At 65.4% G+C, this 26,771-nt stretch carries 23 protein-coding genes; 14 read left to right on the top strand and 9 right to left on the bottom strand.

Annotation, left to right across the window (positions count from 1 at the left end; genetic code table 11):
- The first annotated feature begins 166 nt into the window (after nt 1–166).
- Nucleotides 167–733 (top strand): TIGR03086 family metal-binding protein, encoded by a 567-nt coding sequence (locus tag ACZ60G_RS02360; RefSeq protein WP_465806533.1) that lies wholly within the window; start codon nt 167–169, stop codon nt 731–733.
- A gap of 21 nt (nt 734–754) precedes the next feature.
- Here ACZ60G_RS02360 and ACZ60G_RS02355 read toward each other — a convergent pair whose 3' ends face one another.
- Complete coding sequence (locus ACZ60G_RS02355) at nt 755–1,309, bottom strand: GyrI-like domain-containing protein (protein WP_465806532.1); 555 nt, start codon at nt 1,307–1,309, stop codon at nt 755–757.
- Nucleotides 1,310–1,415: 106 nt separating this feature from the next.
- On the opposite strand from ACZ60G_RS02355, the gene ACZ60G_RS02350 reads away from it, so the two are divergent.
- On the top strand, nt 1,416–2,318 hold the full coding sequence (locus tag ACZ60G_RS02350) for a serine hydrolase (RefSeq protein WP_465806531.1): 903 nt from the start codon (nt 1,416–1,418) through the stop codon (nt 2,316–2,318).
- Here the strand turns inward: ACZ60G_RS02350 and ACZ60G_RS02345 are convergent.
- Both ACZ60G_RS02345 and ACZ60G_RS02340 read right to left on the bottom strand, forming a co-directional pair.
- Nucleotides 2,270–3,217, bottom strand: a complete 948-nt coding sequence (locus ACZ60G_RS02345; protein ID WP_465806530.1) for a LysR substrate-binding domain-containing protein — start codon at nt 3,215–3,217, stop codon at nt 2,270–2,272. The genes ACZ60G_RS02350 and ACZ60G_RS02345 overlap by 49 nt on opposite strands.
- Before the next feature lie 43 nt (nt 3,218–3,260).
- Nucleotides 3,261–4,226: a helix-turn-helix domain-containing protein gene (locus ACZ60G_RS02340; protein WP_465806528.1), complete on the bottom strand. Its 966-nt coding sequence runs from the start codon at nt 4,224–4,226 to the stop codon at nt 3,261–3,263.
- Nucleotides 4,227–4,495: 269 nt separating this feature from the next.
- On the opposite strand from ACZ60G_RS02340, the gene ACZ60G_RS02335 reads away from it, so the two are divergent.
- From ACZ60G_RS02335 to ACZ60G_RS02320, 4 genes are all read left to right on the top strand, one after another.
- Complete coding sequence (locus tag ACZ60G_RS02335; protein WP_465806526.1) at nt 4,496–5,053, top strand: cupin domain-containing protein; 558 nt, start codon at nt 4,496–4,498, stop codon at nt 5,051–5,053.
- 37 nt (nt 5,054–5,090) lie between these two features.
- A complete protein-coding gene (locus tag ACZ60G_RS02330) occupies nt 5,091–5,615 on the top strand; it encodes a hypothetical protein (RefSeq protein ID WP_465806524.1) in 525 nt (174 codons plus the stop codon).
- Nucleotides 5,600–8,398 (top strand): ATP-binding protein, encoded by a 2,799-nt coding sequence (locus ACZ60G_RS02325; RefSeq protein ID WP_465806522.1) that lies wholly within the window; start codon nt 5,600–5,602, stop codon nt 8,396–8,398. Before ACZ60G_RS02330 ends, ACZ60G_RS02325 begins: the two co-directional genes overlap by 16 nt.
- A 196-nt stretch (nt 8,399–8,594) precedes the next feature.
- Nucleotides 8,595–8,975, top strand: coding sequence for a MarR family winged helix-turn-helix transcriptional regulator (locus tag ACZ60G_RS02320; protein WP_465806520.1), 381 nt, complete (start codon nt 8,595–8,597; stop codon nt 8,973–8,975).
- On the opposite strand, the gene ACZ60G_RS02315 is transcribed toward ACZ60G_RS02320, so the two are convergent.
- Both ACZ60G_RS02315 and ACZ60G_RS02310 read right to left on the bottom strand, forming a co-directional pair.
- Nucleotides 8,912–9,127: a hypothetical protein gene (locus ACZ60G_RS02315; protein ID WP_465806770.1), complete on the bottom strand. Its 216-nt coding sequence runs from the start codon at nt 9,125–9,127 to the stop codon at nt 8,912–8,914. The two genes, ACZ60G_RS02320 and ACZ60G_RS02315, sit on opposite strands and share 64 nt — an antisense overlap.
- Nucleotides 9,128–9,375: 248 nt before the next feature.
- Complete coding sequence (locus ACZ60G_RS02310) at nt 9,376–9,669, bottom strand: hypothetical protein (RefSeq protein ID WP_465806518.1); 294 nt, start codon at nt 9,667–9,669, stop codon at nt 9,376–9,378.
- A 273-nt stretch (nt 9,670–9,942) separates the two neighbouring features.
- Here ACZ60G_RS02310 and ACZ60G_RS02305 point away from each other — a divergent pair, with 273 nt between their 5' ends.
- The 5 genes from ACZ60G_RS02305 to ACZ60G_RS02285 all read left to right on the top strand — a co-directional run bounded on the left by ACZ60G_RS02305 (nt 9,943) and on the right by ACZ60G_RS02285 (nt 17,923).
- Nucleotides 9,943–10,284, top strand: a complete 342-nt coding sequence (locus ACZ60G_RS02305; protein ID WP_465806516.1) for a hypothetical protein — start codon at nt 9,943–9,945, stop codon at nt 10,282–10,284.
- Nucleotides 10,285–10,570: 286 nt separating this feature from the next.
- Nucleotides 10,571–12,892, top strand: a complete 2,322-nt coding sequence (locus ACZ60G_RS02300; protein WP_465806514.1) for a hypothetical protein — start codon at nt 10,571–10,573, stop codon at nt 12,890–12,892.
- Nucleotides 12,880–14,457 (top strand): MFS transporter, encoded by a 1,578-nt coding sequence (locus tag ACZ60G_RS02295; RefSeq protein ID WP_465806512.1) that lies wholly within the window; start codon nt 12,880–12,882, stop codon nt 14,455–14,457. Before ACZ60G_RS02300 ends, ACZ60G_RS02295 begins: the two co-directional genes overlap by 13 nt.
- A gap of 118 nt (nt 14,458–14,575) precedes the next feature.
- Nucleotides 14,576–15,262, top strand: a complete 687-nt coding sequence (locus ACZ60G_RS02290; RefSeq protein WP_465806510.1) for a hypothetical protein — start codon at nt 14,576–14,578, stop codon at nt 15,260–15,262.
- A gap of 597 nt (nt 15,263–15,859) precedes the next feature.
- Entirely contained in the window at nt 15,860–17,923 is a 2,064-nt protein-coding gene (locus tag ACZ60G_RS02285; RefSeq protein ID WP_465806508.1) for a thioredoxin domain-containing protein, read from the top strand.
- A 291-nt stretch (nt 17,924–18,214) separates the two neighbouring features.
- On the opposite strand, the gene ACZ60G_RS02280 is transcribed toward ACZ60G_RS02285, so the two are convergent.
- The 3 genes from ACZ60G_RS02280 to trhA all read right to left on the bottom strand — a co-directional run bounded on the left by ACZ60G_RS02280 (nt 18,215) and on the right by trhA (nt 22,858).
- The gene (locus tag ACZ60G_RS02280; protein ID WP_465806506.1) at nt 18,215–19,795 is read right to left on the bottom strand and encodes an adenylate/guanylate cyclase domain-containing protein; all 1,581 of its coding nucleotides are present in this window, start codon (nt 19,793–19,795) and stop codon (nt 18,215–18,217) included.
- A complete protein-coding gene (locus tag ACZ60G_RS02275) occupies nt 19,792–22,071 on the bottom strand; it encodes an MMPL family transporter (RefSeq protein ID WP_465806505.1) in 2,280 nt (759 codons plus the stop codon). Before ACZ60G_RS02275 ends, ACZ60G_RS02280 begins: the two co-directional genes overlap by 4 nt.
- Before the next feature lie 97 nt (nt 22,072–22,168).
- Complete coding sequence (gene trhA, locus ACZ60G_RS02270; RefSeq protein ID WP_465806755.1) at nt 22,169–22,858, bottom strand: PAQR family membrane homeostasis protein TrhA; 690 nt, start codon at nt 22,856–22,858, stop codon at nt 22,169–22,171.
- A gap of 122 nt (nt 22,859–22,980) precedes the next feature.
- On the opposite strand from trhA, the gene ACZ60G_RS02265 reads away from it, so the two are divergent.
- A complete protein-coding gene (locus ACZ60G_RS02265) occupies nt 22,981–23,769 on the top strand; it encodes an isoprenyl transferase (protein WP_063824599.1) in 789 nt (262 codons plus the stop codon).
- A 29-nt stretch (nt 23,770–23,798) separates the two neighbouring features.
- Nucleotides 23,799–24,395: a hypothetical protein gene (locus ACZ60G_RS02260; protein ID WP_465806503.1), complete on the top strand. Its 597-nt coding sequence runs from the start codon at nt 23,799–23,801 to the stop codon at nt 24,393–24,395.
- 3 nt (nt 24,396–24,398) lie between these two features.
- On the opposite strand, the gene coaA is transcribed toward ACZ60G_RS02260, so the two are convergent.
- On the bottom strand, nt 24,399–25,331 hold the full coding sequence (coaA, locus tag ACZ60G_RS02255) for a type I pantothenate kinase (RefSeq protein WP_465806501.1): 933 nt from the start codon (nt 25,329–25,331) through the stop codon (nt 24,399–24,401).
- Nucleotides 25,332–25,508: 177 nt separating this feature from the next.
- Here coaA and ACZ60G_RS02250 point away from each other — a divergent pair, with 177 nt between their 5' ends.
- Nucleotides 25,509–26,705 (top strand): DUF885 domain-containing protein, encoded by a 1,197-nt coding sequence (locus ACZ60G_RS02250; protein WP_465806499.1) that lies wholly within the window; start codon nt 25,509–25,511, stop codon nt 26,703–26,705.
- Nucleotides 26,706–26,771 lie beyond the last annotated feature (66 nt).

The following is a 26,771-nucleotide window of genomic DNA, read 5'->3' as shown; positions in this document are numbered from 1 at the left end:
CGATAGGGCCGTTCACATCTCGGTGCATTCGATCCGGAAAAGAATCGGCGCAATCTTTTTGGGTCCTTGCCGTGCTGGATTCCGTGATCTGGGCGGCGTTGGATCGAGTTTGGATGTCACCCGGTTGTGCTAACTCTTCTGCTGACGCTTCGAGCGAAGGATGCCCATGGACAATGTGATCGGACAGATCGACCGCGCACTGGATATGACGGGTGCGATCGTGATCGCCGCCGTCGACGGCGACCGGCTCGCGGCGCCGACGCCGTGTCAGGATTGGGATGTGCATGCGGTGCTCAATCACGCCGTCGGCAATATGCACCGGTTCGCGGCCGGGGTGAGCGGGACCGATGCGGGCGCCGGACTCGAGGACGACTGGCTGGGCATCGATCCGCAGGGCGCGTTCGCCGCGGCCGCCGAGGTGGACCGCGCCGCCTGGCATCGCCCCGACGCCCTGACCGGCACCGTGCGCATCGCAGTCGGCGAACTCCCCGGTCCGGCGGCCGCCATGGTCCATCTCACCGAGGTCGTCGCGCACGGCGTCGATATCGCGGTGGCCATCGATCGCCCCGACCTCGCCGATGACGAATTGTGCGCCGAGCTACTGACCACCATGCACGCCATGGGCGGACTCGACGGGTTTCGCAAGCCGGGGATGTTCGACGAGGAGGTCACGGTACCCGCGGACGCGCCCGCACACCGTCGACTGCTCGGCTATCTCGGACGAGCCTGGTAACCGCTTGCCGCACAGTAGATCTCAGGCGCGGCGCACGGGATGACGCAGGATCGTGCGGGTATTCGCGCCGGGGGCTCTGCGCGGATCCGAGAGGTAGATCTCGTGATGGCGGCCGTTCATGAGCAACCCCTCGGCGGTCATGAACGCTTCCATCCTGGCCAGCGTTTCCGGTTCGGTGGCATACGGTCCGATATGCATGACCTGGATCGCCTCCCCCTCGGTCAACCGTTCGAACGTCGCCCCGGACACCATCTCGGCGGTGACCACCTCGGGCATGCGGATCATCAGCTTCCACTGCCACTGCTCGCGCGGCACCGACAGCGGCGGTTCATCGGAGTTCACCCACCACTGGCCCTCCAGCTTCGGCACCACGAAATCCTGGCCGTCCGCCTTGGCGATCTTCTTGGCGCCGTACGCGGTTCGGTACAGCGTCTGCACCGCCTCGGTGTACCGCTCGCCGCCGGGTGCGCCGAAGCCGGTGACCGTCAGATAGCCGTAGGTGTCGAAGGTGCGCAGTTCGGGTTCCCGGGTGGCGTCATAGTAGTGCCGGTCGCTCTTGGCCAGATCGAGTTTCATCGTGAGCCCTTCGGTGTCGAAATCTCGGACGGTGACGAGCGTGAACCCTCCATCGGCGGGAGAGTCAAGCTGACTCGGAGCAGTCCCGTGTGGAAGTTTGGCAGTCGTGGAGGAGATCTTCCGTAAGGCCGGTGTGCGCGGATGGGTGCACGCCCGATGTTTCGATTGCGCCGGTGCGGTGGGGCTCGGTGCCGATGAACCGGTGGTGCTGGCGTCGGTGGTGAAGGTGCCGTTGGTGCTGGAGTTCGCCCGCCAGGTGGTCGCGGGTCAGCTCGACCCGGCCGATCGGGTGCGGGCGAGCGCGGCGGACCGGCTCGGTGGCGTCGGCACCGCCGGATGTCTGGACGATGTCGAGTTCAGCCTGCGCGATGCGGCGTTCTTCGCACTGACCGTGAGCGACAACACCGCCGCCGACCTGCTCTTCGATCGCGTCGGCCTGGACAATGTGCGCTCGCTGGTGCGCGAATTGGGGCTCACCGAGACGCGGATCGTCGGCTCGCCCAGAGATGTCGTTCAGACCATGGCGGAGGATATCGGCGCATCCGACACCGCCGAGTTCGCGCGACGCTTCCCGACCCTGAGCGTGTCGGAAGTGCTTGCCACCCGGGCCATGGACCCGCTGCGCACGACCGCGAGCACGCCGCGCGATATGACCCGGCTGCTCACCCTGCTCGGCCAGGATCGCGCGGGCGATCCCGCCGCCTGCCGGTGGGTGCGCGAGCTCATGGGCCGGCAGCTCAACTGGCACCGGCTCGCCGCGGCCTTCCCCTCGGAGGTGTCGGTGTGGGGCAAGACCGGATCACTGCCCGCGATTCGCAATGAGATCGGGGTGGTGGCATATCCCGGTGGAAGTCGTTATGCCGTAGCGGTATTCACCAGGGCGGATACGGTGGCCCAGCGATTGCCCGAGGTGGATCATGCGATCGGCGCGGCCGCGCGGCTGGCGATTCACCGCATCCGTCACGATCTGCCGAATACGACATTCCACGGCCGCTGCGCTACCTCCTGAGCGGGCGCGGGCCGCGATGCGCCGTCGCCGTGGATGACCGTCACGATCAGCTCGGCCAGTTCGCGGACCAGCGGATGCGGCGCCGCTGCCGGCCAGGCCAGCGAGAGCCGCCAGCTCAGTGCGTCGGTCAGTGGTCGCCAGACGACGCGCGGTTCCTTTTGCGCGACCATGCCCTGGTCGAAGGCGACGCCGCGGCCGGAAAGCACCATGCCGAGCACGAATTCGGGATTGCGCGCGTGCTGGACGCGGGTGGGCCGGAAGCCGTGCTCCCAGCAGGTGCGCAGTGTCGCGTCGTAGAGTCCGGGCGCGGCGGCCCGCGGAAAGATCACCAGGCCGAGTCCGGCCAGGTCGGCGAGGGTGAGCGCGGAGCGCGTGGCCAGCGGCGAGTCGCGCGGCAGCACCACGCCGAGCGGCGTCTCCACCTCGGGTCCGAGCTCGAGTCCGACCACATCTACCGGATGTTGCAGCAGTCCGGCATCGAGTTGACGGTCGGCGAGCAGTCGGATCTGCTCGGCGGTGGTCAGTTCCTGTAGATCGACGCGGACGTCGCGGCTTTCGAATGCGGTGAGGATCGCCGCGAGCACCCGTCCGGCCAGTTCGGGTGGGACACCGACCCGCAGCGCATCGATCTCACCCCGATGCGCCTTGCCCACCAGCCGTTGCGCGCGGTCCCAGCGGGCAAGTAGATCGCGGGCCTCCACGAGCAAGATCTGACCCGCCTCGGTGAGTTCGACGCGTCGGCTGTCCCGGTCGAAGAGCCGGGCGCCGAGATCCTGTTCGAGTTTGCGGATGCGCTGGCTCAGCGGCGGCTGCGCGATGCCGAGGCGTTCGGCGGCCCGCCCGAAATGCAGTTCTTCGGCGACGGCGACGAAGTACCGCAGCTGGCGCAGGGAGTCCACGCAGCGACGATAGCGTGATCGTGCCAGCCGGTCGCTGCTGAAATCATCCCTCGGATGCGGCCCGCCGGTCCTCGCGGAGCTGGCCGGGTGTGACGTCGAAGCGCCGGCGGAAGGCCTTGCTGAAGCTGCTCATCGAACCGAAGCCGAGGTCCGATGCGATATCGGTAATACTTCGATGCTGGTAGGCAGGGCTGCGCAGGCGGTCGCGCGCCAGTCGCAGGCGTTCTTCCCGGATGACATCGCTGGGCGTGGTGCCTGCATTGCTGAACGCCAGTTGAATTTGCCGCAGTGACCAGCCGAGCGCAACGGCGACGCGCGTGCCGGTGAGGTCCGGATCTTCGGCATGGTCGTGGATATACCGGCGAGCGGTCGCTTCGACATGGGCGAGATGGGTGGGCGAACTCGCCGGTTCGCCGAGGATCTGCATGCAGAGCAGATCCACCAGCCGTTCGGAGACGCTGTCGAATTGGAGGTCGGTGAGTGCGGCGGATTCGCTGTGCATGCCGCGGAGAATCCCGTCGGTCACCCGCCCGAGCCCGGTCGTGAGATCCAGTGGGTGATCGGGTGGAACGACGCGGTTGAGGCGATGTTTGATCTCCTTGCGCGCAATGGTCATGATCATCCCGCGCGTGCCGTCGGACATGGACATCGCGTAGGGGCGGTCGACGGAAACCAGGGCCATTGTTCCCGGGGCAAGGATCCCGTACCCGTCGGCGGTGCGGAAGGACAGTCGCCCGGCGAGCGGAACGATCAGCCGGTAGTCGTCATCGGGGTCGGCGCGGATATGGCTCGGGTTGCGAAGGTAGGTGACAGCATCCGATTTCCACCCGACGAGCTGGTAGGCGTCGGTGCGCCGCAGTTGCGTGTGCCCTTGGAAGTCGGTGCTGCTCGGGAATCTGTAGCCGAGCCGACAGTGGTATGTGCTGATCAGATCGGCCCAGTACTCGGCTCGCTCATGTGGATCCACCACACTCGTCGTGGTGGAGTCGGCGATAGCCGCTTGATTCATGAATATCGCCTCCGATTCGACGATCATCGGTGGCCCGGGCGTCGGCCCCAACTCTGAACGAAGCCTAGTGCAGAACCGCGCGGATCACCGCTGGAGCAAGCATTGCCGGGTTTCGAGGTCTGCGCATTCGGACAATGCTCATGCGCTTCGGGACATGCGGGTTTGCGCGGGCCGCGGATACGGTCCGGATAGCTGAGGCCCGGATCGGCCGGTGCGGCCATCGGTGCCGACCCGATTCGGCTGGTTGCGGACGATATGCAGGAGTTCAAATGCGCAGAATCATGATCGGCGACAACGGAACCGGACAGGGACGGGTGCTGGCGGACGAAACCATCGACCCGCTGACATTGGCGCTGCTGCCCGGCACCGAGATCCATCGGATGTGGGAGCTCGACGAACTTCCCGAGCTGCCGGTGGACAAGCTGCCTGCGCAGACCGACACGAGCTATTTTCCCGGTCCGGGCGGGCTGCGTTTCGGATTCATCTCGGTACCCCCGGGGCTGACCTATGAGCCCGATGCCGACCTGTCCGAGGAGGCGATGACGGCCGTCGTCGCGGAAGCGGAGGCGAAACTGCCGGGGATGATGGCGGCCTTCGACCCCGCGGCGCCCGGCATGCACAGCACCGTGAGCATCGACTTCATCGTCGTGCTCAGCGGCGAGGGCCGCCTGCGTCTCGGCGACGGCGTCGATGTATCGCTGCGAGTCGGCGATTGCGTGATCCAGCACGGCACCCCACACGCATGGTTCAACGACGGTGTGGTGCCGTTCGTATTCTGTTACACCCTCTGCGGTGTCGTCGGCCAGCAGGTGCCGACCCAGCCATGACCGGCCTTCAGCAGCGTCCGCGGGGGAGGTCTCTCGGATGAGGGGCGTCGGAAGTCGTTGGCGCAGTTACGAATACGCACTGGTGGCGGCCGGTCCCTGCGCCGTGGCCGTCGACCCCGCGACGGTGGGGGTGATGCAGAGGTTCGTCGATTGCCTGGTAGTGCGAGTCGTCGTCGAACCGGGCGATTGGCCCTTGAACACCGAGGCCGTCCGCGCGATCCGGTACCTGTGCCTCGTGAGCGAGGCGGCCCATATCGTTATCACCGGAGCCCCGCAATGCGCAACCTCGGGTAGCCGGTTCACGCCGGAGGCCGGTCCACTGGATGTCCTCACCCACGTCGCCGACACACTCGATGTGCTTTCCGACCTTGCCGCGCAACTGGGGCAATACGGGGAACGCGTCCACCTGATGCCGTTCGGATGGAATGTCGCCTGCCGCGCCGAAAAATCGGCACGACAATGGGATTTGCCATCCATTGCCGTATCTCCCTCCGGGCATGTCGACGTGGTGCCGGATTCAGTCGGGATCGGTGATCGGGCTCCGGCATGCCCAGTTCGTTGACGCGGCCTTCCCCGGAATACGGCACGCCGGCGGTCATCGGTCGTGATGGCGAGATCGAGATGCTGGCGGCGCTCGCGGGACGGGCCGCCGCGGGGCGGGGTGCCGTCGTGCTGGTGCAGGGCGAACCAGGTATCGGCAAGACGTCTCTGTTGGACGCGGCCAGGGTGCGGTGCGCGGCGGCGGGCCTGCGTATTCGACTCGGGGCCGCCACCGAACTTCGGCAGACCGTCCCGTTCGCCGCGCTGCGCTCCTGGCTCGACCCCGACACGCCTGGCGCGGATCCGATCCGTGCCTTGCTCGACCGCGACATTCGGGCGCGCGCCGCCGAGGCAGGGCACGAGATCGTCATCGCCGAGACGATCCTCGATCACATCGAGACCTGGTGCGCTACCGGCCCGCTCGCGCTGATCATGGACGACGTCCACTGGGCCGACGCGTCGAGCGTGTCGGTGTTGCAGCGGCTGCGCGCCCGCGTCGATGAGCTACCGCTACTGCTGCTGCTCGGTGCCCGCCCACAGCCTCAGGACTCCGCGTTCACCGCGCTATCGGCCGAACTCCGCGCATGCCGCGCTCCGCTGATACGACTCGGCGGGCTATCCGCCGGGGCAGCGGCGGAATTGGTGTCGCATATCGTCGGTGCCACCCCCGGCCCGGGGTTGCTGCGGGCGGTGGCGGGTGCGAGCGGAAATCCGCGCTACATCACCGAATTGGTGGCCGCCTTGCTGCGTGAGCAGGCGATCACGCTGATCGCCGCCGCCGACATCGCCGAGGCAGTCGCCGGGCAGCGCCCGTCCACCACACTCGCGCAGGCGATTTCGCGGCGGTTGGACTTTCTGCCGCGCCGGACCCTGCACGTGCTGGCGACTGCCGCCGCGCTCGGCCCGGTCGTCGACGTCACGGAACTGGCAGCGATTCTGGACCGCCCCCTCCTGGAGGTATGGAGCGTCGTCAGTGACGTGATGGCGACCGGAGTGCTCGCACTTGTCGACTCCGAAGTGGTGTTCCGGCATGACCTGATCCGGCAGGTGCTGTCGGATCAGCTACCTGCCACGGTGCGCGCTGGTCTGCTGCGCACGGCTGGTCGGGTACTGCAGACGACCAACGCGCCGATCGAGCGGATCGCACATTATCTGGCGGTCGCCGACTACGAACTGGATGACACCAGCGTCGACTGGCTGGTAGCGGTAGCCGACAAATTGGCTTTCCGAGCGCCCGAGCTGGCGGTGCGACTGCTGCGGCGCGCGACGACGGAGTCCGATAACCCACCGCTGATCCGCCGGTATATCGAGGCGCTGCTGCGGAGCGGTCGAACTGCCGAGGCGGAGGCCGAAGTGCGCGTTGCGCTGTCGACGCGGTCGGAGTACGGCGAAGATATCGAAATGCGCTGGCTGCTCGCCCATGTCTGCCGAGCCCGGGGCCGAATCGCCGATGCCGTCGATATCGCCGAAACGGCGCTGAGCACAATGGATCTCGATGTCGAGGCGGTGGGCCGCTTTCACGGCATGTGCGCGGTGGACAATGTATTCCTCGAGCGGTTCGATGCGGCCGAGCAAGCGGGTCGAATCGCGATCGCGATGGGGGAATCCAGTGGGGATCCCCGCACTATCGGATACGGCCTCAGCGCCGTGGGCGCGGTCCGGTACATCCGAGGCGATCTCATCGAGGCACTGGAGTCGAGCACCCGGATACCCATCGCCTCGACCGTCGGTACCGGACCGGACCAGTTCGATCCATACGCGCTGCGGGCACTTTGTCTGATCGAGCTCGATCGCCTGGCCGATGCCGAAGACGTGCTGAATCAGGCGATAGCGCACAACCGCCGTGTCCCTGGCATGTCCCAGTCCGCGAACCTGGTCGCCAAGGCGCGGCTCTACCTGCTGAACGGTCGCTGGGATGACGCGGTGGCCGAATGCAGCATCGGCGCGGCGCCGGACGTGCTCGGGTACGCGACAGTTGCGGATAGCCTCGCGGCGCTCATCGGTATTCACCGCGGCACGTTCCTGCCGGACGTGGACCGTATTCCCATCCCGGACGACTTCGCGGGTACCACCGGCTACGCGCACTTGCACCTGTGGGCGAAGGCGTTGACGCACGAGGCACACAGCCATCCGGACCTCGCCTTGAAGCTGCTCGTCGACACCCATGAGCGACTCGCCGACCATTCGGCCGCGGCGACGCTGTACTACATCTTCCCGGATATCGCCCGACTGGCCGCGGACCTCGGCGATAAGGATGCGGCGCGGTCGGTAGTGGTCGGCGCCGACGAACTCGTGGCGCGACAGCCGACCGCCTCCAGGATCGGGACAGCACTGCTGTGTCGAGGTCTGGCCGAGCGCGATTCCGAGAGCGTGCTGGCGGCGGCCCGGGCCTTCCGGCGGTCCGGGCGGCTGCTCTACCAAGCGCAGGCTCACGAGAACGCCGCTGTGCTGCTCGCCGCCGCAGGACGCGATGACGATGCCCGCCGTTCGCTGGATACCGCGATCGGGATCTACAGCCGCCTCGGCGCATCGTGGGACACCGCCCGTACGGTCGCACGCGTGCGACCGTACGACATTCGGCGAGGTGTCCGCGGTCGACGCAACCGGCCCAAATCCGGCTGGGCGGCGCTGACCGATACCGAGCGCAAGGTAGCCGCGCTCGTCGCCGAAGGCTGCACCAATCCCGATATCGCGGCGCAAATGTTCTTGTCGCGCCGCACAGTTCAGTCCCATGTATCGAACATCCTGGCCAAGCTCGGGCTGCGATCGCGGCGCGAGGTTGCCGCGAGCATGCCGCATACGTGACCGGCCGCGCGTCGAGATCCTGTTCGAGTCGATATCTGCCTGCGCATGTCGACGCCACCGCAATAGTTGCTTAGCGCAAGCAATTAATCTCGTGCTGGGAGTCGGCATGGCAGTCTCACCCGATACTGCGCAGGGCCTGATCAAGGAGCTGTAGCCGGGCGATTCGTCTCGCCCTCGTCCATCCGGAAGAGGGGCCATGCTACCCGGTGGAGTCGCGGTGCTGGGCACTCTCGAGGTCAAAGGGCCGTGCCTGCAAGTGGACCTGGCCGTCGATCTGTGCCTCAGCGCGTCGGTATTGAGCAGGCACGTCGCGGAATTGGTCGCCGCCGGATACATCAGCAGGCAGGCCGACCCCACCGACGGTCGCGCCTCCCGCATACGGATCACCGACGCGGGACGCGAACTGCTGCAACGAGTTCGGGCGTCGCGCGCCGCAGGCCTGCAGACCGCCCTCGCGGACTGGGACGAACACGAGCGGCGCAGGCGTGTGCGGCAGTGCACAAGCTCAGGAACTCACTCATCGCCCATATCCACCGCACCGATGAGCACCAGCCGGTTTTGTAAGAGAGTCAGGTAGTAGATGTCCACATCAGTCCAGGTGCCACCGCGGCGGGAAATGACCCACCGCGAAATCCTCGAAGCCCTGACCGGGTTGCTGGCCGCGTTGTTCACGGCGCTGCTCAGTACCACGATCGTCTCGACGGCGCTGCCGACGATCGTCGCCCTCATCGCGACCATCCTGCTGCCGAACCGCCCGCTGCGCCCGCGAAGGATCCGTCACGGCAACACGCTGCACCTCGTCATTCTATTTGTGTGTCTCGTGAGAGTGGTGTCAGCGGTCGGCTGTCGAGCCCACATTGCGCATCAACATCGTGCTAGGAGAACGTCCCGCCAGTACCGCTGCGTTCGGCTTGTATCTGCCTGTCCTGGCACGTTCGGGAGTGCGCCGATCATGCCTCTGTGCGAATCTGCGGTTGCTACACGGCGTAGGTGTCGCGGAACGCTTCACGCACCCTAGCTGCGTCCGCGACATCTCGGTGTTCGATACCGGAAACCACCTCGGACACGCGCCAGTAGTGGGAGGGCACCAGGTTGCCCGAGGTCACCACGGCCAGCGCAACGTCAGCTGCCTCATCGGGCTTGTCGGCGACCAGCGCGAGGCCCAGGTCCAGTTTCGCCATCGCGATGCGGCGCGGGCGGGCGAATGCGGCCCCGCCAGATCGGCGAGAACGTGCCGCGCGTAGGACTCCGCCGCTGGACCACCGAGCCATGCCAGCGTGGTGGCAACGTAGGCATCCGATTTCGCTGGGTCGTAGCGGAAATGGTGTTCGGGTCGATCAGGGACACGCATCCCGGACACCATCCTGGCGACCTTGCGCAGCGCCCCGTAGGTGCCGTTACTGTCCCCGAGTCGCGCCGGCGCACGGCCCTCCTGGGCGGTGGCCTGGATGAACGCCGAACCGCCCTCAGGGGGAGTGCGACATCGAATGCGCCTGCCCGCGTGAGACTTTCGCCCGCTGGTCGCTCATCGGCGGGGTGCACCGATGATCGCGCTCGGGTGCTCCATCGTGTTCGGTCTGCCGCTGATCGTGTTCATCGCCGACCGCAAGACATGGGTGATGTTGCAGCGCAAGGCATTCCACGATCCGCCCATGGGTCGGAATCGAGTGTGGCAGACCGACTTCAGCGAGTTCGAAACGATCGGTGGTGAGGTCTGGTGGATCTGCGCGGTGATCGACTACGCCACCAAGTACTGCATGGCCGCCAGCGGGCCTGGATCGAGGTCTTCTCATCGGCGGAAAACGCGTAATCGCCTGCGACTAACTGTTTTTCGTTCCAGATGCCGACGTGCAGGTCCAGCATCCAACAACGATGTCAGCGCGTAGGCGGCTCGAATGTCAAGAGGGGTTGCATCGTCGGTCAGGCAACAACGTGGCAGCTGGCAGCGGTCGTTCTCGGGGAGGATTCCGCAGGTGCTGCGCCGGGACGTCGGGACAACGAGGTTGCCGGTCAGGCGCTAATGGATCCATTCAGGCTGTCACAGCCATCTGACTCACTCTCGAAAGTGACCGAAACATTGCACCAACAAGTAACGGCACGTTTAATAGTGGAGCAACGGTGACGTAACTCACATGCAATCTGGCCTTCCGGGCTGGGTCGAGGGGAAGCCACATGCGACAGTATCTGCCGAGGCTTGATCCGGACTTCCGTCTTCGCTGGTCCAAGGCATGGGATCCGATGTGCTGGTCGCCGTGGGCCGTACTCGGACGATGTCGGGCCTGGTCCGCCGCCACCCGCCCCCGGCGTATCGCCGTCCGCCTCCTCATCACCTTGCTGGTTCTGCTGGTGATCTGGCCCATCTCGGGCGGTGCCGCCGCCGGGCGCGCGGACACGGTCGGCGGCGACGGGAGCCTATCCGCGATCGACGGACTGGCCTGGACGGATATCCGCGACTCGTCCGGAATTCCGTTGTCGGACTACCTGTTTGCGACCGACAGCAGCATTTTCAACCCGCGGGAGACGGCGTTTGCGATGGTGTTGGGCCTGCTCTTCACGGTGTACATGGTCATCGTGATCAGTGCGATTTGGCTGACCGGCTTCGTCGTGAGTTTTCGCTGGCTCGATTGGCTCAGCAAACCGTTGAACGCGGTCGCCGACGGCCTGAGGGATCAGATCGCGACCCCGATCATGCTGACCGTGGCGGCGTCTATCGGCGCATTCGTCGTGGCTTGGTTCGTCGTCCGCGGATACCACGCCAAGGCTGCACTACAGGTCGTGTTCATGCTGGTGGTAGCCGTGGTCGGCGTCGGCTATCTGGCGCATCCGCTGGCCGCTGTGTTGTCGTCGAACGGCCTTCTGGCCCAGGGGCGTGACGTCGGGATCTCGGTCGCGGCGGGGCTCAACGGCGAATCCAACGCGGACCCGGGAGCAATTGTCGCCGACCTGAGCAGCACCGTGGCCGACAATTTCGCTCGACATCCGCTGCAGGTATGGAATTTCGGTCATGTCATCGACGATTCGCCGAGATGCCGTACAGCCTGGTCGTCCGGAACTCTAGCGGGCAGTGAATCGCAGGTCGCACGGGGCATGCGCGACTGCGGTGACGCCCACGCCTACGCCAAGATCAAGAATCCGAGTCCCGGGCAGATCGGCACCGGGCTGATACTTCTTATTTTCGGCACCGTCCTCCTGCTGTTCATGTCCTATCTTTCGATCAAAATCTTCCTCGCCGCACTGTCGGCGGTCTTCCGCGCGATCTTCCTCATTCTCTGTTTCGCCGTGGGTGGTTTCATACCGGGCCTTCCTCAGACGATTCTGGTGCGCAACGCGGTCGGCATTGCAGCCGATACCGGGTCGCTGGTGGGCTACATCGTGTACTTAGGCGGTTATTCCCTTGTGCTGGACGATGTCTTCGAATCGGCACCGGGCAGCGGTACCGCCACGATCTTCGTCGGCGGGGTCGTGCTGATCGCAGGCTTCGTACTGGTGCGACGTTTCGATCTCAACCTGCTCGGTGCCGAGAGCCGGACAACCGAGAAGATTCGTGCGATGCTCGAGGGCGGGCCACCGACCGGCGGGCCAGCTACCGACATCGGCACGGCGGGCCTGCGCTACTCGCTGTCACCGGGCCGTGCCATGGGAACGGCAATGCGTGGTATCGCCGAATTCAACGCGAACCCCGTAGCGTCCTTTATGTTCCGTCGTCCGTCACCGTTGACGTATTACTCCGGGCGCATGCAGGAAATGAATTACCTGAATTACGAATTGCTCCGAGGAAATGTACCGCCGCGGGCCGCCGGGAGCTGGATGGCGCGGCTCACCTTGGGAAAGAATGCGCACGATGCGGCCGCCAGGGCTGCCGCGAACGACTTCGGCGGCACCAACGCGCGAGCCGCTTCGGCAGCCATGACTACAATCCTCAGTCTCGGTGCCGACCGCGCCGACGCCATCGGTGCTCTTGCTGTCGCCCGCTTTCCCAACGAAATTCGCAGATGGGCGGCCGAGGCGCATGCCCGTACCATGCAGTCCGCCGATGACAACCCGGTGGAATACGGCCCGCTGAAACGAGTTGCGGCCGCCTTGGACCTGGCCGAAAACTCCCGGCAATACGGCGGCGCCGAGCGAAGCGCCCACAATGCCCAATTCGCGGAATCCGCGGCACTGTTCCACCGCCTCAGCCCCCGGCCCATGCGCAATCGCAGTGATGCGGATTGGGAAACCGATCCATTGGTCCGGGATACGGTGCGACGGAACTATGCGACGTTCGATGATTTTCAGCGTGTCGTAACACCAGAAAGGTTTGCACAAGCCGATGAAGACACCCGCAGGTACATTGCGTACCGGCTTTCCCGGGATCTGGCCGAAACAGGAGAACGATATTACCGAACTCCGGACGATCAAAATCTCCGCCAGGAAGCGATACGGCAGAAGAATAGGGCCGTATATGTCGATCTGCAACTAGCTGGAACCAATATAGGGCCGTGGACGAATTAATTTCCATCGACAGGTTGGGTGATCGTCAAGTGACAACATCGCAAAAAGAAGTAATCCGGAGCCTCGTTCCCGCCCGAATGGACCGGCTGCCGTGGACGAAGTTCCATTGGCTCATCGTCGTCGGTCTCGGTGTGTCCTGGGTTTTGGACGGTATAGAGATCCAGATTGTCAGCAGCATGGGCGGGCCCCTGCAGCATGCCAGCACCCTACATCTGACAAGCGGGCAGGTCGGCGCGATGGCGTCGTGGTATCTGGCGGGCCAAGTCGTCGGCGCGCTCGTGTTCGGCCGGCTTACCGACCGGCTCGGCCGAAAGCGACTGTTCATCCTCACACTGGCGATCTACCTGGTCGGCAGTGGTCTCGCCGGGTTCGCCTGGAGTGCCTGGTCGCTGTATCTGTTCCGCTTCATCGCAGGCACCGGAATCGGCGGTGAATACACCGCGATCAACTCGGCCATCGACGAAATCATGCCTTCCAGGTATCGAGGCCGCGTGGACATCGCGATCAACGGGACCTATTGGGGCGGCGCGGCAATAGGCGCGGCGGCCAGCCTGGTCCTGTTCAACGAGCGATTCATTCCGACCGAATGGGGATGGCGGCTCGGCTTCTTCATCGGACCCGTCCTCGGATTCATCATCATATTCGTGCGCCGCCACATTCCCGAAAGCCCGCGCTGGCTGCTCACCCACGGCCGGGCAGCCGAAGCCGAACGCACCGTCGATGAGATCGAAGCGCAGGTCCGCGGCCAAGGCGTCGAACTGCCTCCGGTCGACGACAGCAAAGCCCTCGACATCGTCGACACCGACCGGCTCTCCTATATTCAGATGGCTCGGATCTTCTTTGGCCGCTACCCTTCCCGGTCTTTTCTCGGCTTCACGATGATGGCAACGCAAGCATTCCTCTACAATGCGATCTTCTTCACCGTCGGTTTGGTGCTGATCAATTTCTACGACGTCCCAGCCGATCACACGGGATACTATTTCTTCCCGTTCGCCATCGGTAACTTGATCGGCCCATTGGTACTTGGCCCCCTCTTCGACAACATCGGTCGCCGGAAGATGATATGCGCGACCTACCTGGGCTCCGGTTTCCTGCTTTTCGTTTCCGCGTGGGCATTCAATGCGGGCATTCTCGACGCCACCACCCAGACTCTCTTCTGGTGCGTTATCTTCTTCTTCGCCTCGGCGGGGGCGTCCTCTGCTTATCTCACGGTCAGCGAGATCTTCCCGCTGGAATTGCGCGGTCAAGCCATCTCGTTCTTCTTCGCCATCGCGCAGGGCGCTGGCGGGGTCGTAGCGCCGTTCCTTTTCGGGCATCTGGTAGGTGGCACCGACAACCCGAGTCCCGACCGGTTCCCGCTCACGGTGGGGTACATCATCGGCGCCGGGTTCATGATCTTCGGTGGTCTGGTCGCCTGGTTCTTCGGCGTGAACGCCGAAGGCCAATCCCTGGAGGACATCGCGGATCCGCTGTCCGTGGCGAAACCAACGGAACAACCTCCTTCCATTATCAGTGAGCCGTCAATTGATGGCACATCATCTATCGATCCAATAAAGAGGAACTAGCGCGATGGTGCAGCCAACTCCTTGGCGAGCGAGTCGAGACCGGCAGCAGCAGGCAGGCTCGACGAGAAGCTCTCCGGGCCGTGCCCGGAGGCGCCGGGTCGACCTCGCCAAACTCCGGATGGGGGTGCAACCACTGGCGACCCTGCTCCGTGACAACTGGGGTTACCTGTGTGCCGCGATCGGGAGCATCATCACGTTCACCCTGTTGTTCAAACCGTGGCTCGCCACTGGCGGCCCCGACGGCACGATCTGGAGCAATGCCTTCGGCCAAACCCACATCACCACCACGCTCGTGGGTCTCTGGTCGAAGAATCCACCGGCCCACTCCAACCTCAGCGGCAAGTGGGCCATTCTCGCCAGCATCGCGATCTTCCTGACCATCCTCGCCGCGTCGATCAATCTCTGGGCGCGCACCAAGGCCCTTGCTGGTTTGACGACCGTTTCCGCGGTGGCAGTGGCGCTTTTCATCGCGTTCACGCTGGTCTATCTCAACGGGAAGGGACCGGAGCTGCGCTCCATGATCGGCTCCGGCCCTCCGACCGACCTCGGGACCCAGGTCGGCTTCGTGATCCGATGGGCCTCGGGCAACGGACAATATCCAGTGCCGGGGCTACGGAAGGTCGAGTTCGAGACCGCGAAACTCACCGATACCGCGTGGCTGGCCGGTGCGACGGCGATATTCTCGGCCATCGCAGCCATAGCGCAATGGGTTCAGAGAATGAAGTCACGTCCCAGCACCGGCTTAGCCAAGGCTCTTGTTTCTGCCCTAGCACTACCGCGACCGTCGCATCCTCCGCGCCCATGATCTTCTCCCGTCTCGAGTGGTTGCCCTCAAGCCCTTGATGGGGATTTCCCACTGGTGCTCGCCGCGATCTTCGCCTGGATCGCATACCAGCGCCGCGCAACTCGCTCTCGCGATGACAAATCCATACCCTAGACCGGCGATCGGTGGCCCACCCACCGATCGCCGGTCGTGCGTTCTCGCCATCGATCGCCTGTCGAAGACCGGATACGTGACCGGCCGCGCGTCGAGATCCTGTTCGAGTCGATATCTGCCTGCGCAGGCCTCCGCGTATCGGGTTGCGGAACCGGCGCTGCGCTAGGGAATCCAGCGCTGAATGAGCAAGGCCCCCGGAGCGGATCCGGGGGCCTTGTTCTAGCTGCTGGCGCGGTCGGCAGCGAGCACTCTGGTGAGGGCGAGGCGTTGGCGCTGGCCGAGGGAGAGTCCGATGCCACCTGTGCCGACGATCGTGTACCGAGAGGTCTATTTCGGCGAGCTCGGTTCCAGCGGCTTCGAGGTCCTCGCCTGCGTGGGTGCCCGTCGGCAACCCGCGAGTGTGATTGCCGGTGGGAATCGGGTACCTCCTCGAGTGGCCGGTTCGAGTGGACGTGAGAGGCTGAGATGGTGAACCTGCTGGGTAGCGCGACCTCACCGTATCTGCGACAGCATGCGGATAATCCGGTGCATTGGCGGGAGTGGGATCCCGCGGCCTTGGCGGCGGCGCGGGCGCGGGATGTGCCGATCCTGCTGTCCGTCGGGTACGCGAGTTGTCACTGGTGCCATGTGATGGCGCACGAGTCGTTCGAGGACGAGCGGACGGCAGCGCAGATGAACGACAACTTCGTGTGTATCAAGGTGGATCGTGAGGAGCGTCCGGATCTGGACGCGGTCTATATGAATGCCACTGTGGCCATGACCGGTCAGGGTGGCTGGCCGATGACGTGCTTCCTCACGCCGGATGGCGAGCCGTTCTACTGCGGTACCTACTACCCGAAGGTGCCGCGCGGTGGGATGCCGTCGTTCACCCAGTTGCTCACGGCCGTTACCGATACCTGGAACACCCGGCGCGATGAGGTGGACAAGGCTTCCGCGCAGGTAGCCGACGCGCTGCGGGCACAGGCCGCCGGGCTGCCCGAAGCGGATGTGACGATTTCGGCCGAACTGCTCGATCATGCGGTCGCGGCGGTGCTGCGCGATGAAGACCACCAGCACGGCGGATTCGGTGGTGCGCCGAAGTTTCCGCCGTCGGCGCTGTTGGCGGGCCTGCTGCGCAGTTGGGAGCGCACCGGCGATGCCGCGACCTTCGGTGTGGTGAATCGGACGGCCGAAGCCATGGCGCGCGGCGGTATCTACGACCAGTTGCGCGGCGGGTTCGCGCGCTACTCCGTCGATGCCGCCTGGCTGGTGCCGCATTTCGAGAAGATGCTCTATGACAATGCGCAACTGCTGCGCGCCTATGCGCATCTCGCCCGCCGAAGCCCTGAGCGAGAGTCATTGGCGCATCGGGTTACTCGCGAGACGGTGCAGTTCATTCTCGATGATCTCGGCACCGACCACGGCGGGTTCGCGTCGGCGCTGGACGCCGACACCCACTTGGAGCCGGGCGGACCGGGTGTCGAAGGCGCGACTTATGTCTGGACACCCGCCGAGCTGATCGGCGAACTCGGTCCTATCGAAGGTGCTTGGGCCGCAGAGGTTTTCGGGGTAACGACCGCCGGGAATTTCGAACAGGGCACCTCGGTGCTCACCCTGTATGCCGATCCGGATGCATTGTCCGACAACGGGACTGCCCGCGAACGCTTCGAACGTGCCCGCGCCACACTGCGCGAGGCCCGTGCACGACGTCCACAGCCGGACCGCGATGACAAAGTGGTGACCGCCTGGAACGGAATGGCGATTACCGCACTTGCCGAGGCGGGTTCCGCGCTGCGGCAAGATGATTGGGTGGAAGCCGCTGCTCGCTGTGCCCGCTTCCTGCTTGCCGAGCACGTGATCGACGGCCGGGTGCGCCGCGCCTCGCTCGGTGGCGTGGTCGGCACGTCTCCAGGCGTCCTGGAGGACTACGCCTGGCTGGTCACCGGCCTGCTGGCCCTACACCAGGCCACCGGCGAACTCGACTGGCTCGAGCACGCACAACGACTGCTGGACAAGGCAATTCAACACTTCGCCGATGACACTGCGCCAGGTAGCTGGTTCGACACCGCCGACGACGCCGAAACCCTCGTCGCCCGCCCCCGTGATCCCATCGACGGCGCAACCCCCGCAGGCGCATCCGCCTTGGCCGAAGCCCTCCTCACCGCCGCCGCCACCAGCGCCCCGGAACCGGCCCTGCGCTATCGCGAACTGGTCGACCAAACCCTCCAACGCGGCGCCGTCGTCCTCGCCCGCGCTCCACGCTCGGCAGGCCAATGGCTCACCGTCGCCGAACCCGCCCTCTCCGGCCCCCTCCAAGTAGCCATCGCCTTACCCGACACCTCAACCGCGGCAACAGAATTGATCGCGACCGCCCGCACCGAAGCCCCCGGCGGCACCGTCGTCATCGCCGCCACCACCAACTCGGTCCCCCTCCTGACCGACCGCACCCCAGTCAACGGCATGCCCTCCGCCTACGTCTGCCGCGGCTCCGTCTGCGACCTCCCCGTAACGACCCCACCCGAGCTACGCGCCGCCCTGAACCGCCCGTAGCCCCGTCCCGGCCGCTTCTTTGCATACCGCGCATCGGCCGCGTCAGCTGATGCAGATGCGCCGATGCGCCCACGATGATGGGACTCGTTGCGGGAGAGTTAGTGGGTGACCTTGCGTAGTCAGGTTTGTTCGAGCGCGGCCGGGTGATGGCGGTGAAATTGGATGCCGAAGCTCCGGATCGGGTGCATCGGGTCGGCACCGATGGCCGCGAGGTATCCGATATCGCCGCGGAGGTGGTCGCGCTGACCGGCTCGCTGCTCTGAATCCGGCCGAGGCACCGCGCTCCGGCGCTCAGTGCTTCTGCGACGGGGAGTCGGTTGTCGCGGTTCGTACTTCGGCGATCGCGCTGACCGCGGCCGCATCGGTATCTGGTTCCATCCCTTTGGAAGTCAGGGCGGGCTCCACATCGGTCCAGCAGGTGGTGGGTTCAGGCATTCCACGCAGCAGAATGTTGTCGTAGAGAACCCATTTGGCGCGCTCGTGCTCGGCCGCCGCCTCGATGATCGCACCGTTCACCAAGATTCGGCGCGGCACCTCTTTCGCTTCGGTGGTCAGCCGGGCCGCCTCATTGACCGCATCGCCGATCACCGTGTACTCCAACCGCGTATCGGAGCCGATATCACCCGCGAACACCCGCCCACGTGCGACGCCGATGCCGATATCGAGTTCGCCGGTGGCCATGACCTCGTCGCGAATGCGCCGCGCGGCCCGCAGCGCGGGTGTCGCATTGTCGCGCAATGCGATCGGCGCACCGAAGATGCACAGCGCCGCATCGCCCTCGAACTTGTTGACCAGGCCGTTGTTCTCCTCGGTCGCCGCAACCACGATCGCGAGCAGTCGATTGAGCTTGGCCACGAAATCATGCGGCGTCAGACCGCTGGACAGCTCGACGGATCCGGTGACATCGACGAACAGCGCCGACACCTCGCGCACATCGCCGGTCAGATCGACCCCGCGCGCCAATGCCCGCTCGGCGACTTCCGTGCCGACGTGACGGCCGAATACCACCCGCATCCGCTCGCGTTCACACAGATTGGCGGCGAGTTCGTTGACCGAATTCTCCAGCCGCCCGATCTCGCTGGTGCTGCCGACGGGAACCCGAACATCGAACTCGCCCTTGGTGATCCGATCGAGCGCCCGGCGCAGCGTGCGCATCGGCGTTGCGACCGAACGGGCCAGGATCGCGGTCGCCAGCGCGCCGGATCCGATGCCGACAATGGAGAGGTAGATGGCGGCGCGGACACGGTCCGGTGCGCCGGAGGCCGGGTCGGCGAGCACCGTGATCAGCATGAGCAGCGGCATCGCACCCGCCACCGCCCAGGTCATCACGACCCGCATCAGCACCGAGGAACTCCAGTGCGCGGTGGGGCCGAGCACCCCGGACACCACCGGAATGGTCGGGCGGATCAGCCGGTCGACGATCAGGAAGGTGAATCCGGCCGATTGCAGTGCGCCGAGGGTGAACAGGGCCACGGTCACCGCCGCACGGTTGTGTGCGGCCAGGTGCGAGAGCATCGAGGCCGCGACGATCACGCCGGGCAGCCATATCGCCAGCGCTCGGGTGGTGATCGCGATCGGTAGGCGCAGCAGTCGTCGCGCCTCGTCGAGGTTCGGCTTGCGCCCGTCATCGAGCCAGCCGAAATACACGGTCCGATCGCGCACGGCGAGCCCGACCCCGGCCAGGAAACCCAACATCGGATAGATCGACGCCAGCCCGATGATGCGCCGCCAGTCATCCCCGATCCGGCCGAAAAAGCCGCTGAGCCACAGCTCGGTCACGATCACCCCGAGGCCACCGAGATTCGCGGCGATCACCACCGCCGCCAGCCCCCACCGCGCCTTCAGCGCCCAGACAACCAGCTTGGTGATCACGGTGCCCTGACATCCGGAGCGGAGCCCGCCTGCATCGGCGCGTGCGCGCGCACCGAAACCCCGACGCGCACGGGCGTCCCCGAGCCGGGCAGCCACCAGTTCCCGAACAGCTTCATCAGCGCGGGCACCAAAATCAACCGCACGAGTGCCGCATCGATCGCTACGGCCACTGCCAGCGCCAACCCGACCTCCTTCAGCTCGAGCACGCTGGCGGTCAGGAAGCTACCGAAGATCACCACCATGATGGCCGCCGCCGCACTGATCGGACGGGCCGTGTGCTGGAGCCCGGCCGCCACGGCGTATTCGTTATCGGCCGCGGTGCGCCCGGAGTTCTCCCAGAACTCCTTGATCCGGCGGATCAGGAACACCTCGTAGTCCATCGACAGCCCGAACAGAATCGCGAAGACCATGGTCGGCAGGAATACCTGAATGAACCCGGTGCTGTGGAACCCGAGCAGTGACTCGCCGATGCCCCACTGGAACACCGCGACGGTGATGCCCAGGGCCGCGCCGGTGGCCAGCAGATTCATCACTATCGCCTTGATCGGTAGCGCGATGCTGCGGAAGGCAGCAATGAGGAACACGAACGAGCAGCATAGAACCAGCGCGACGACCAGTGGGAGTTTCCCTGTGATCTCGTCGGACATATCCGCGAACTCCGCCGTCGCACCGCCGACCAGCACGTCACCGGGCAGTGCGGTGGCCCGGTCGCGGATCTCCCGGACGAGTTGATCGGCCTCGGCGGAATCGAATGCGGTCTTCGCGACCACCATCGCGAAGATCCGGCCGTCCCGCTGGATCGGCAGCACCTGTTCGATGCGCTCATCCGAGCGGAGTGCGCTCAGGAAGTTCTGTACCTCGCCGGTCGCCGTGGCGTTCAGCGGCGCATCCCCGGCACCGGTCACCACGATCGTGATCGGCGCGAGCAGTCCGGGCGCGAAATTCTCCGAGGCGACCTTGCTCGCCTTGCCGGACGCGGTATCGCCCATCGCCGCGGTGCCCATATCCATGCCGTAGCGAATTCCGGTCAGCGGCGCGGCCGCCACCAGCAACACCAGCGTGGCCACGATACCGAATACCACCGGACGTGCCATCACGATCCGACTCCACCGCGCCCACCGCCCGCTCGCCGGATCGGCATCCGATCCCGGCCGGGTCTCCAACGGCTGCCACCGCGCGGGCAGCGCACCGCGATTCACCCGCGACCCGAGCATCGCCAGCACCGCGGGCAGCAGCGTCAGCGCCACCATCAGCGTGGCCACGACCGCGATCACCACGCCGACCGCGATACCTCGGAACACCGGCGCGCGCACCACCACCAGCGAGCACAGCGAGATCATCACGATGAAGCCCGACGCGACGATCGTTTTTCCGGCCGTGGCGATCGCGATCCCGCAGGCATGCGCCACACCGGCCGCGGAACTGCCGCCCGGCTTCGCGAGCTCTTCGCGGAACCGACTGACCACGAACATCGCATAGTCCAGCCCGATGCCGGTGCCGATCATGGTCGCGACGGCCAGCAACAGCGAACTGGTCGCCATCACATGCGAAAGCAGAAACAGTCCGCCGAACGCGAGCAACAGCCCGCTCAACGCCACCATGACCGGCACCAACGCGGCGACCACCGTGCCGAGCGCCAGGATGAGCAGCACGAACGCCACCGGCAGGCCCAGCGCCTCGGCCTGCCCGGAATCGGCCACCTCGATCTCCATCAGGTCGCGCAGCACCGGTGAGAAGCCGGTGAGCCCGACGGTCACCCCGTCCCCGGAGAACTGTCCCGCACGTTCCTGCAACTCACCGGCCAACTCTGCGCGCTGCGGAATCGTGCCGTCGATCCCGACCACCGCAAGCGCCGCATGCCTGCTCGCCGAGATCTGCGACTTCTGTTCCCCTTGGAACGGACCGACCGTGACCCGCACCCCGGGCACATCGCGCAGATCCGCGACCGCCCGCTCCACGATCGCCCGATAGGCCGGATCATCGACGGTCCGCTGCTCCGAATCGAAGACCAGCGCAAGCTGTTCGGCTCCCAGATCGGGATAGTGCGCGGCGAGCAGTTCGGTGATCCGCGTCGATTCCGCCTTGTCGGCGTGGAATTCCATGGCCTCCAGGCGGCCGTTGAGCTGTGGGTAGGCCACCGCGCACGCGGCGATCAGCACCAGCCACACCGCGACGACGATCCGCCGGTGCTGTGCCATCGCCACGCCCCAGCGGTAGCCGATACCCCGCTCGCGTTCCGCCTGCTGTCTACCGGTCTCGATCGTCTGCTGTGCCATATCGCCCCGCCATTTTCCGGATCCGCATCCGTCCCCAACTCTATTGCCGCAAAGGGCAATTCGGCATGCCCACGATGTTCCGGCTGCCCGGATGCGCTCAGCGCAACACGACCAGCCAGATCGCGGCGTAGTGGCACAGGGCGGCGAGCACCGTCGCGGCGTGGAAGAACTCGTGGTGGCCGAAGACCGTGGGCCACGGGTTCGGCCATTTGGTCGCGTAGAGGATCGCGCCACCGCTGTAGACCAGACCACCGATGAGCAGCAGGATCAGCGGTGCGATGCCGATATTCGTATTGAGCTGCCCCGCCACCGGCACGATCGCCCAACCGAGCAGCAGATACAGCGGCACCCCGACCCAGCGGGGCGCGGTCGGCCACAGCAGTTTCAGCGCCACACCGGACAGCGCGCCGAGCCACACCACCAGCAGCAGTATCTGGCCTGTTCGTCCCGGCAGGCCGAGTAATGCGAACGGCGTATAGCTGCCCGCGATGAACAGGAAGATCATCGAATGATCGGCCCGCTTCATCTGGATCCGCGCCTTCGCGGTGGCCCAGGTCACTCGGTGGTAGACGGCGCTGATGCCGAACAATCCGCACACGGTCAGCCCGTAGACCAGAGTGGACCAGCCTGCCGTCGCCGAGACGCTCGCGGCCTTCGAGACCAAAACGAGCACCGCGATTGCCGCGATGCCGACCGCCCAGGTGTGAATCCAGCCCCGCATCCGCGGCTTGAGCAGTGTTGACGTGCCCGGGATCGCGACCGGTGTCGCATCGGTCGCGCCGACCATTTCGGACACGAGTTACCTCCTAGTAATACCAGCTGGTAACCTACGGTACCGTAAGTTGTGTCGTATCGTCACTGTACCCGGAACCACAGTCGATGCCGGGATCGCGCCGCTGAGGCGTAGGGTTGGTCGCCGTGGAGCTTCCCAGTCAGGTGCGTGGTTTGCCATACCGCATCTACGAGGCGCGGCTGTCCAAGCAGCTGGCCGGCAAACAACATCCTCGGCACGTCGCGGTGATGTGCGATGGTAATCGGCGCTGGGCCAGAGAAAACGGTTTCACCGATGTGACCCACGGGCATCGGGTCGGCGCGCTGAAAATCGCCGAACTGGTCGGCTGGTGCGCGGACGAGGGCATCGAGATGGTGACCGTCTATCTGCTGTCCACCGAGAATCTGCAGCGCGATCCCGACGAACTGGAGACCCTGTTCGAGGTGATCACCGATGTCGTCGAGGAGCTGTCCGCACCGGAACAGAACTGGAGTGTGCGCATCGTCGGCACCCTCGACGGCTTTCCGGAGTTGGTCGCCAAGCGGCTGCGCACCGCCGCCGAACGCACCATCGGACGCGACGGTGTGCACGTGAATGTCGCGGTCGGCTACGGCGGTCGGCAGGAGATCGCGGATGCGGTCCGCAAGCTGGTCCGCCAGGAGATCGCGGCGGGGGAGACCGGCGAGGATCTGGTCCAGTCGATCACCGTGAACTCCATCGGCCAGCACCTCTACACCTCTGGCCAGCCGGATCCCGACTTGGTCATCCGAACCTCCGGTGAGCAGCGTCTTTCCGGGTTTTTGCTGTGGCAGAGCGCATACTCGGAAATATGGTTCACCGAGGCCTACTGGCCGGAATTCCGACGGGTGGACTTCCTGCGCGCCTTGCGCGACTACGCCGCTCGACATCGCCGCTTCGGTATCTGACGCAAGGACATTCGCGTACCGTCCGGTTTGTGGACGAGTCGACGAGTGCTGTGCCCGGGCCGAAGGGGGAGCAGATGTCCTACATCGGCTATGCGGAATTCGGTCGGCGCTTCCTGGAATATGCGGCCTCGGAACAGCGCATCTCGGGTGCATTCGCCCAGTTGACCGGTGCCGCCTTCGATTTCGGCCCGATCGGCGTCGGGCCCGCCAAATTGGCGAAGGTCGCCGCGCAGGTGCGACTCGGAGAGCCGAAGCTGCAACGGTACGTCGACGAGGTCATCTCCTTCGAGCTGGTCATTCCGCTCGATGTCGATCTGCTGCTCGATCTCGCTGTCGACCGGCACCGCTTCCACATCGACGGCAATATCCACCTGCACTTGACCGTGCGCACCGCGGAGCCGCTGCGGGTCGTCATCGATATCGCCGAACCGCGCCCGAGCGATGTTCGCATCAATGTGGCCACCGCCACCAAACGCGGACAGTTGCTGCGCATCCTGGCCAGCGTCGACCATGAGATCCGGCGCTTCGTCGCGCGCTATCTCGCCACCGAAATCCGCAAACCGCATATCGCCGCGGCGCGCGATATCGATGTCGCCGCCCGGTTGGACGCGGCCTGGAAGCTGTGACGGCTAGAGCTTGCGCAACCGCAGCCGGTTGATGCTGTGATCGGCGTCCTTGCGCAGCACCAGCGTCGCACGCGGACGGGTGGGCAGAATGTTGTCCACCAGGTTCGGCCGGTTGGTGGAGTTCCAGATCTCCTTCGCGGCGACAGTCGCCTGGTCGTCGGTGAAGCCGGCGTAGTGGTGGAAATGCGCGTTCGGATCGGCGAACGCGGTCTCGCGCAGCGTGAGAAACCGTTGCACGTACCAGTTCTCGATGTCCTCGATGCGCGCGTCGACGTAGATCGAGAAGTCGAACAGGTCCGAGACCATCAACCGCGGACCGGTCTGCAGCACATTGAGCCCCTCCACGATGAGAATGTCGGGTTGAGTCACGCAGTGGAACTTGCCCGGCACGATGTCGTAGGAGATATGTGAATACACCGGCGCACATACTTCGGCCGCACCGGATTTCACCTCGGTGACGAAGCGCAGTAGTTTGCGGCGGTCATAACTTTCCGGAAAACCCTTGCGGTGCATGAGGCCGCGCCGGTTCAGTTCCGCGGTGGGATATAGGAATCCGTCGGTTGTGACCAAATCCACACGCGGATGGTGATCCCACCGCGCGAGCAGCGCCTGTAGTACGCGGGCGGTGGTGGATTTTCCGACCGCGACACTGCCCGCGACACCGATCACGAATGGCACCTGCTGGTCTGGATGGGTCTCCCCGAGAAAGGTCGCGGTCGCGGCGAACAGCCGCTGACGTGCGGCGACCTGCAGGTGGATGAGACGAGCGAGCGGGAGATAGACCTCGGCGACCTCTTCCAGATCGATCTGTTCGCCGAGGCCGCGAAGTCCGATCAGTTCTTCCTCGGTGAGCACCAGGGGAGTCGACTTACGCAGGGTCCGCCACTGTTTCCGGTCGAATTCCACATAGGGACTCGGCTCGCTCATTCGTGCCACTTACCCGACACTCCGTTCAGGCAAACACGCATACGTCGCGCGCCGACTGTATGAGATTCGGTCCAGCTCTCGCATAGCCGAATTCTGCTCTGCGTCAACATCGTGTGAAACGCGGGGTGCCGATACCGGGTGGTAACCGGTCGATGACATGGCCTTCAGCGGCTAATGTCGGCGGACATGGAAGCGCATCCCCTCGTGACCGAGTACCTGCGGCTCGGCTTGGCATTCGACCGGCTGGAGGAAGGTTTCGTCGACGCATATACCGGCGATCCGGCGTTACGTCGCGAGGTGGAGAACGCGCCCGCTCCCGAGCCGCGCGAGTTGGCGCGGCGGGCGGCGGCATTGCGTGCGGAACTGCCCGCGGCCGGATTGCCGCGGCAGCGCACCGAATTCCTCGATGTGCATCTGCGTGCGCTGGAATGTTCCGGTCGCAAGTTCGCCGGGGACGACATCGGGTTCGTCGACGAGGTGCGTGCGTACTTCGATGTCGATATCGCACCCGGTGATGTCGAGGACTACCGCGACGCGCACCGGCAGATGGACGAGGTGCTGCCCGGTGACGGCCCGCTCGCCGAACGGGTGACCGCATTCCGCAAGGCCGATGAGATTCCGCCGGAGCGGTTGAGTGTCTGCGTCGAGGCGTTCTCGAGTGCGTTGCGGGAACGGGTGCGCGAGCGTTATCCGTTGCCCGACCACGAGCACGTCACCTATGAGGTGGTGGGGGACAAGCCCTGGTCCGGCTTCAATTACTACCTGGGCAACTACCACTCCCGAGTGGCGATCAACTCCGATCTGAAACAGCATATGGCGCATCTGCCCGGCCTCATCGCGCATGAGGCCTATCCGGGACACCACACCGAGCACTGCCGTAAGGAGGCCGGTCTGGTCGCGAACGGGCAGGCCGAGCAGACGTTGTTCCTGGTGAATACCCCGCAGTGCCTGATGGCGGAGGGGCTGGCGGATCTGGCGCTGCGCTCGATCGTCGGATCCGGCTGGGGCAAATGGGCACAGGAGATCTACGCCGATCTGGGTCTGCGTTTCGAAGGTGAACGCGCCGAACAGCTTTCGAATGCCTCGGCCGAATTGCTCGGAGTCAGGCAGGATGCCGCGCTGCTGTTGCACGATCGGCGCCGCGACGCCGACAAGGTCGCCGAATTCCTGCAGCGTTGGGGCCTGACCACTCAGGAACGCGCCCGCCAATCCCTGCGCTTCCTGTCCTCGCCCCTCTGGCGCGCCTACATCAGCACCTACGTCGAGGGTTACCGCCTGCTCGGCAGTTGGCTGGACCGCGCGGTCGATGCCGACGACCGTGCCGACCGCTTCCGCCGCCTCCTCGACGAACCACTCACCCCGGGAGCCCTTCGCGCCATGTGACTCTGCATGACGGCGCAGCCGCCGCTGGACATGGTGCAGCTCAGCTGGGACAGCGTGCAGGAGGGC

It is taken from the genome of Nocardia sp. NPDC102475, assembly GCF_055584605.1.
This window is presented reverse-complemented; position numbering and strand designations above follow the sequence as displayed.

Excerpts from the sequence above, each read along its gene's own strand:
- ACZ60G_RS02360 (WP_465806533.1), top strand. The coding sequence starts at position 167 with ATGGACAATGTGATCGGACAGATCGACCGCGCACTGGATATGACGGGT.
- ACZ60G_RS02355 (WP_465806532.1), bottom strand. The coding sequence starts at position 1,309 with ATGAAACTCGATCTGGCCAAGAGCGACCGGCACTACTATGACGCCACC.
- ACZ60G_RS02340 (WP_465806528.1), bottom strand. The coding sequence starts at position 4,226 with ATGAATCAAGCGGCTATCGCCGACTCCACCACGACGAGTGTGGTGGAT.
- ACZ60G_RS02335 (WP_465806526.1), top strand. The coding sequence starts at position 4,496 with ATGCGCAGAATCATGATCGGCGACAACGGAACCGGACAGGGACGGGTG.
- ACZ60G_RS02330 (WP_465806524.1), top strand. The coding sequence starts at position 5,091 with ATGAGGGGCGTCGGAAGTCGTTGGCGCAGTTACGAATACGCACTGGTG.
- ACZ60G_RS02325 (WP_465806522.1), top strand. The coding sequence starts at position 5,600 with ATGCCCAGTTCGTTGACGCGGCCTTCCCCGGAATACGGCACGCCGGCG.
- ACZ60G_RS02320 (WP_465806520.1), top strand. The coding sequence starts at position 8,595 with ATGCTACCCGGTGGAGTCGCGGTGCTGGGCACTCTCGAGGTCAAAGGG.
- ACZ60G_RS02315 (WP_465806770.1), bottom strand. The coding sequence starts at position 9,127 with ATGAGGGCGACGATCGTCGGCAGCGCCGTCGAGACGATCGTGGTACTG.
- ACZ60G_RS02310 (WP_465806518.1), bottom strand. The coding sequence starts at position 9,669 with ATGGCTCGGTGGTCCAGCGGCGGAGTCCTACGCGCGGCACGTTCTCGC.
- ACZ60G_RS02305 (WP_465806516.1), top strand. The coding sequence starts at position 9,943 with ATGATCGCGCTCGGGTGCTCCATCGTGTTCGGTCTGCCGCTGATCGTG.
- ACZ60G_RS02300 (WP_465806514.1), top strand. The coding sequence starts at position 10,571 with ATGCGACAGTATCTGCCGAGGCTTGATCCGGACTTCCGTCTTCGCTGG.
- ACZ60G_RS02290 (WP_465806510.1), top strand. The coding sequence starts at position 14,576 with ATGGGGGTGCAACCACTGGCGACCCTGCTCCGTGACAACTGGGGTTAC.
- ACZ60G_RS02285 (WP_465806508.1), top strand. The coding sequence starts at position 15,860 with ATGGTGAACCTGCTGGGTAGCGCGACCTCACCGTATCTGCGACAGCAT.
- ACZ60G_RS02275 (WP_465806505.1), bottom strand. The coding sequence starts at position 22,071 with ATGGCACAGCAGACGATCGAGACCGGTAGACAGCAGGCGGAACGCGAG.
- trhA (WP_465806755.1), bottom strand. The coding sequence starts at position 22,858 with ATGGTCGGCGCGACCGATGCGACACCGGTCGCGATCCCGGGCACGTCA.
- ACZ60G_RS02250 (WP_465806499.1), top strand. The coding sequence starts at position 25,509 with ATGGAAGCGCATCCCCTCGTGACCGAGTACCTGCGGCTCGGCTTGGCA.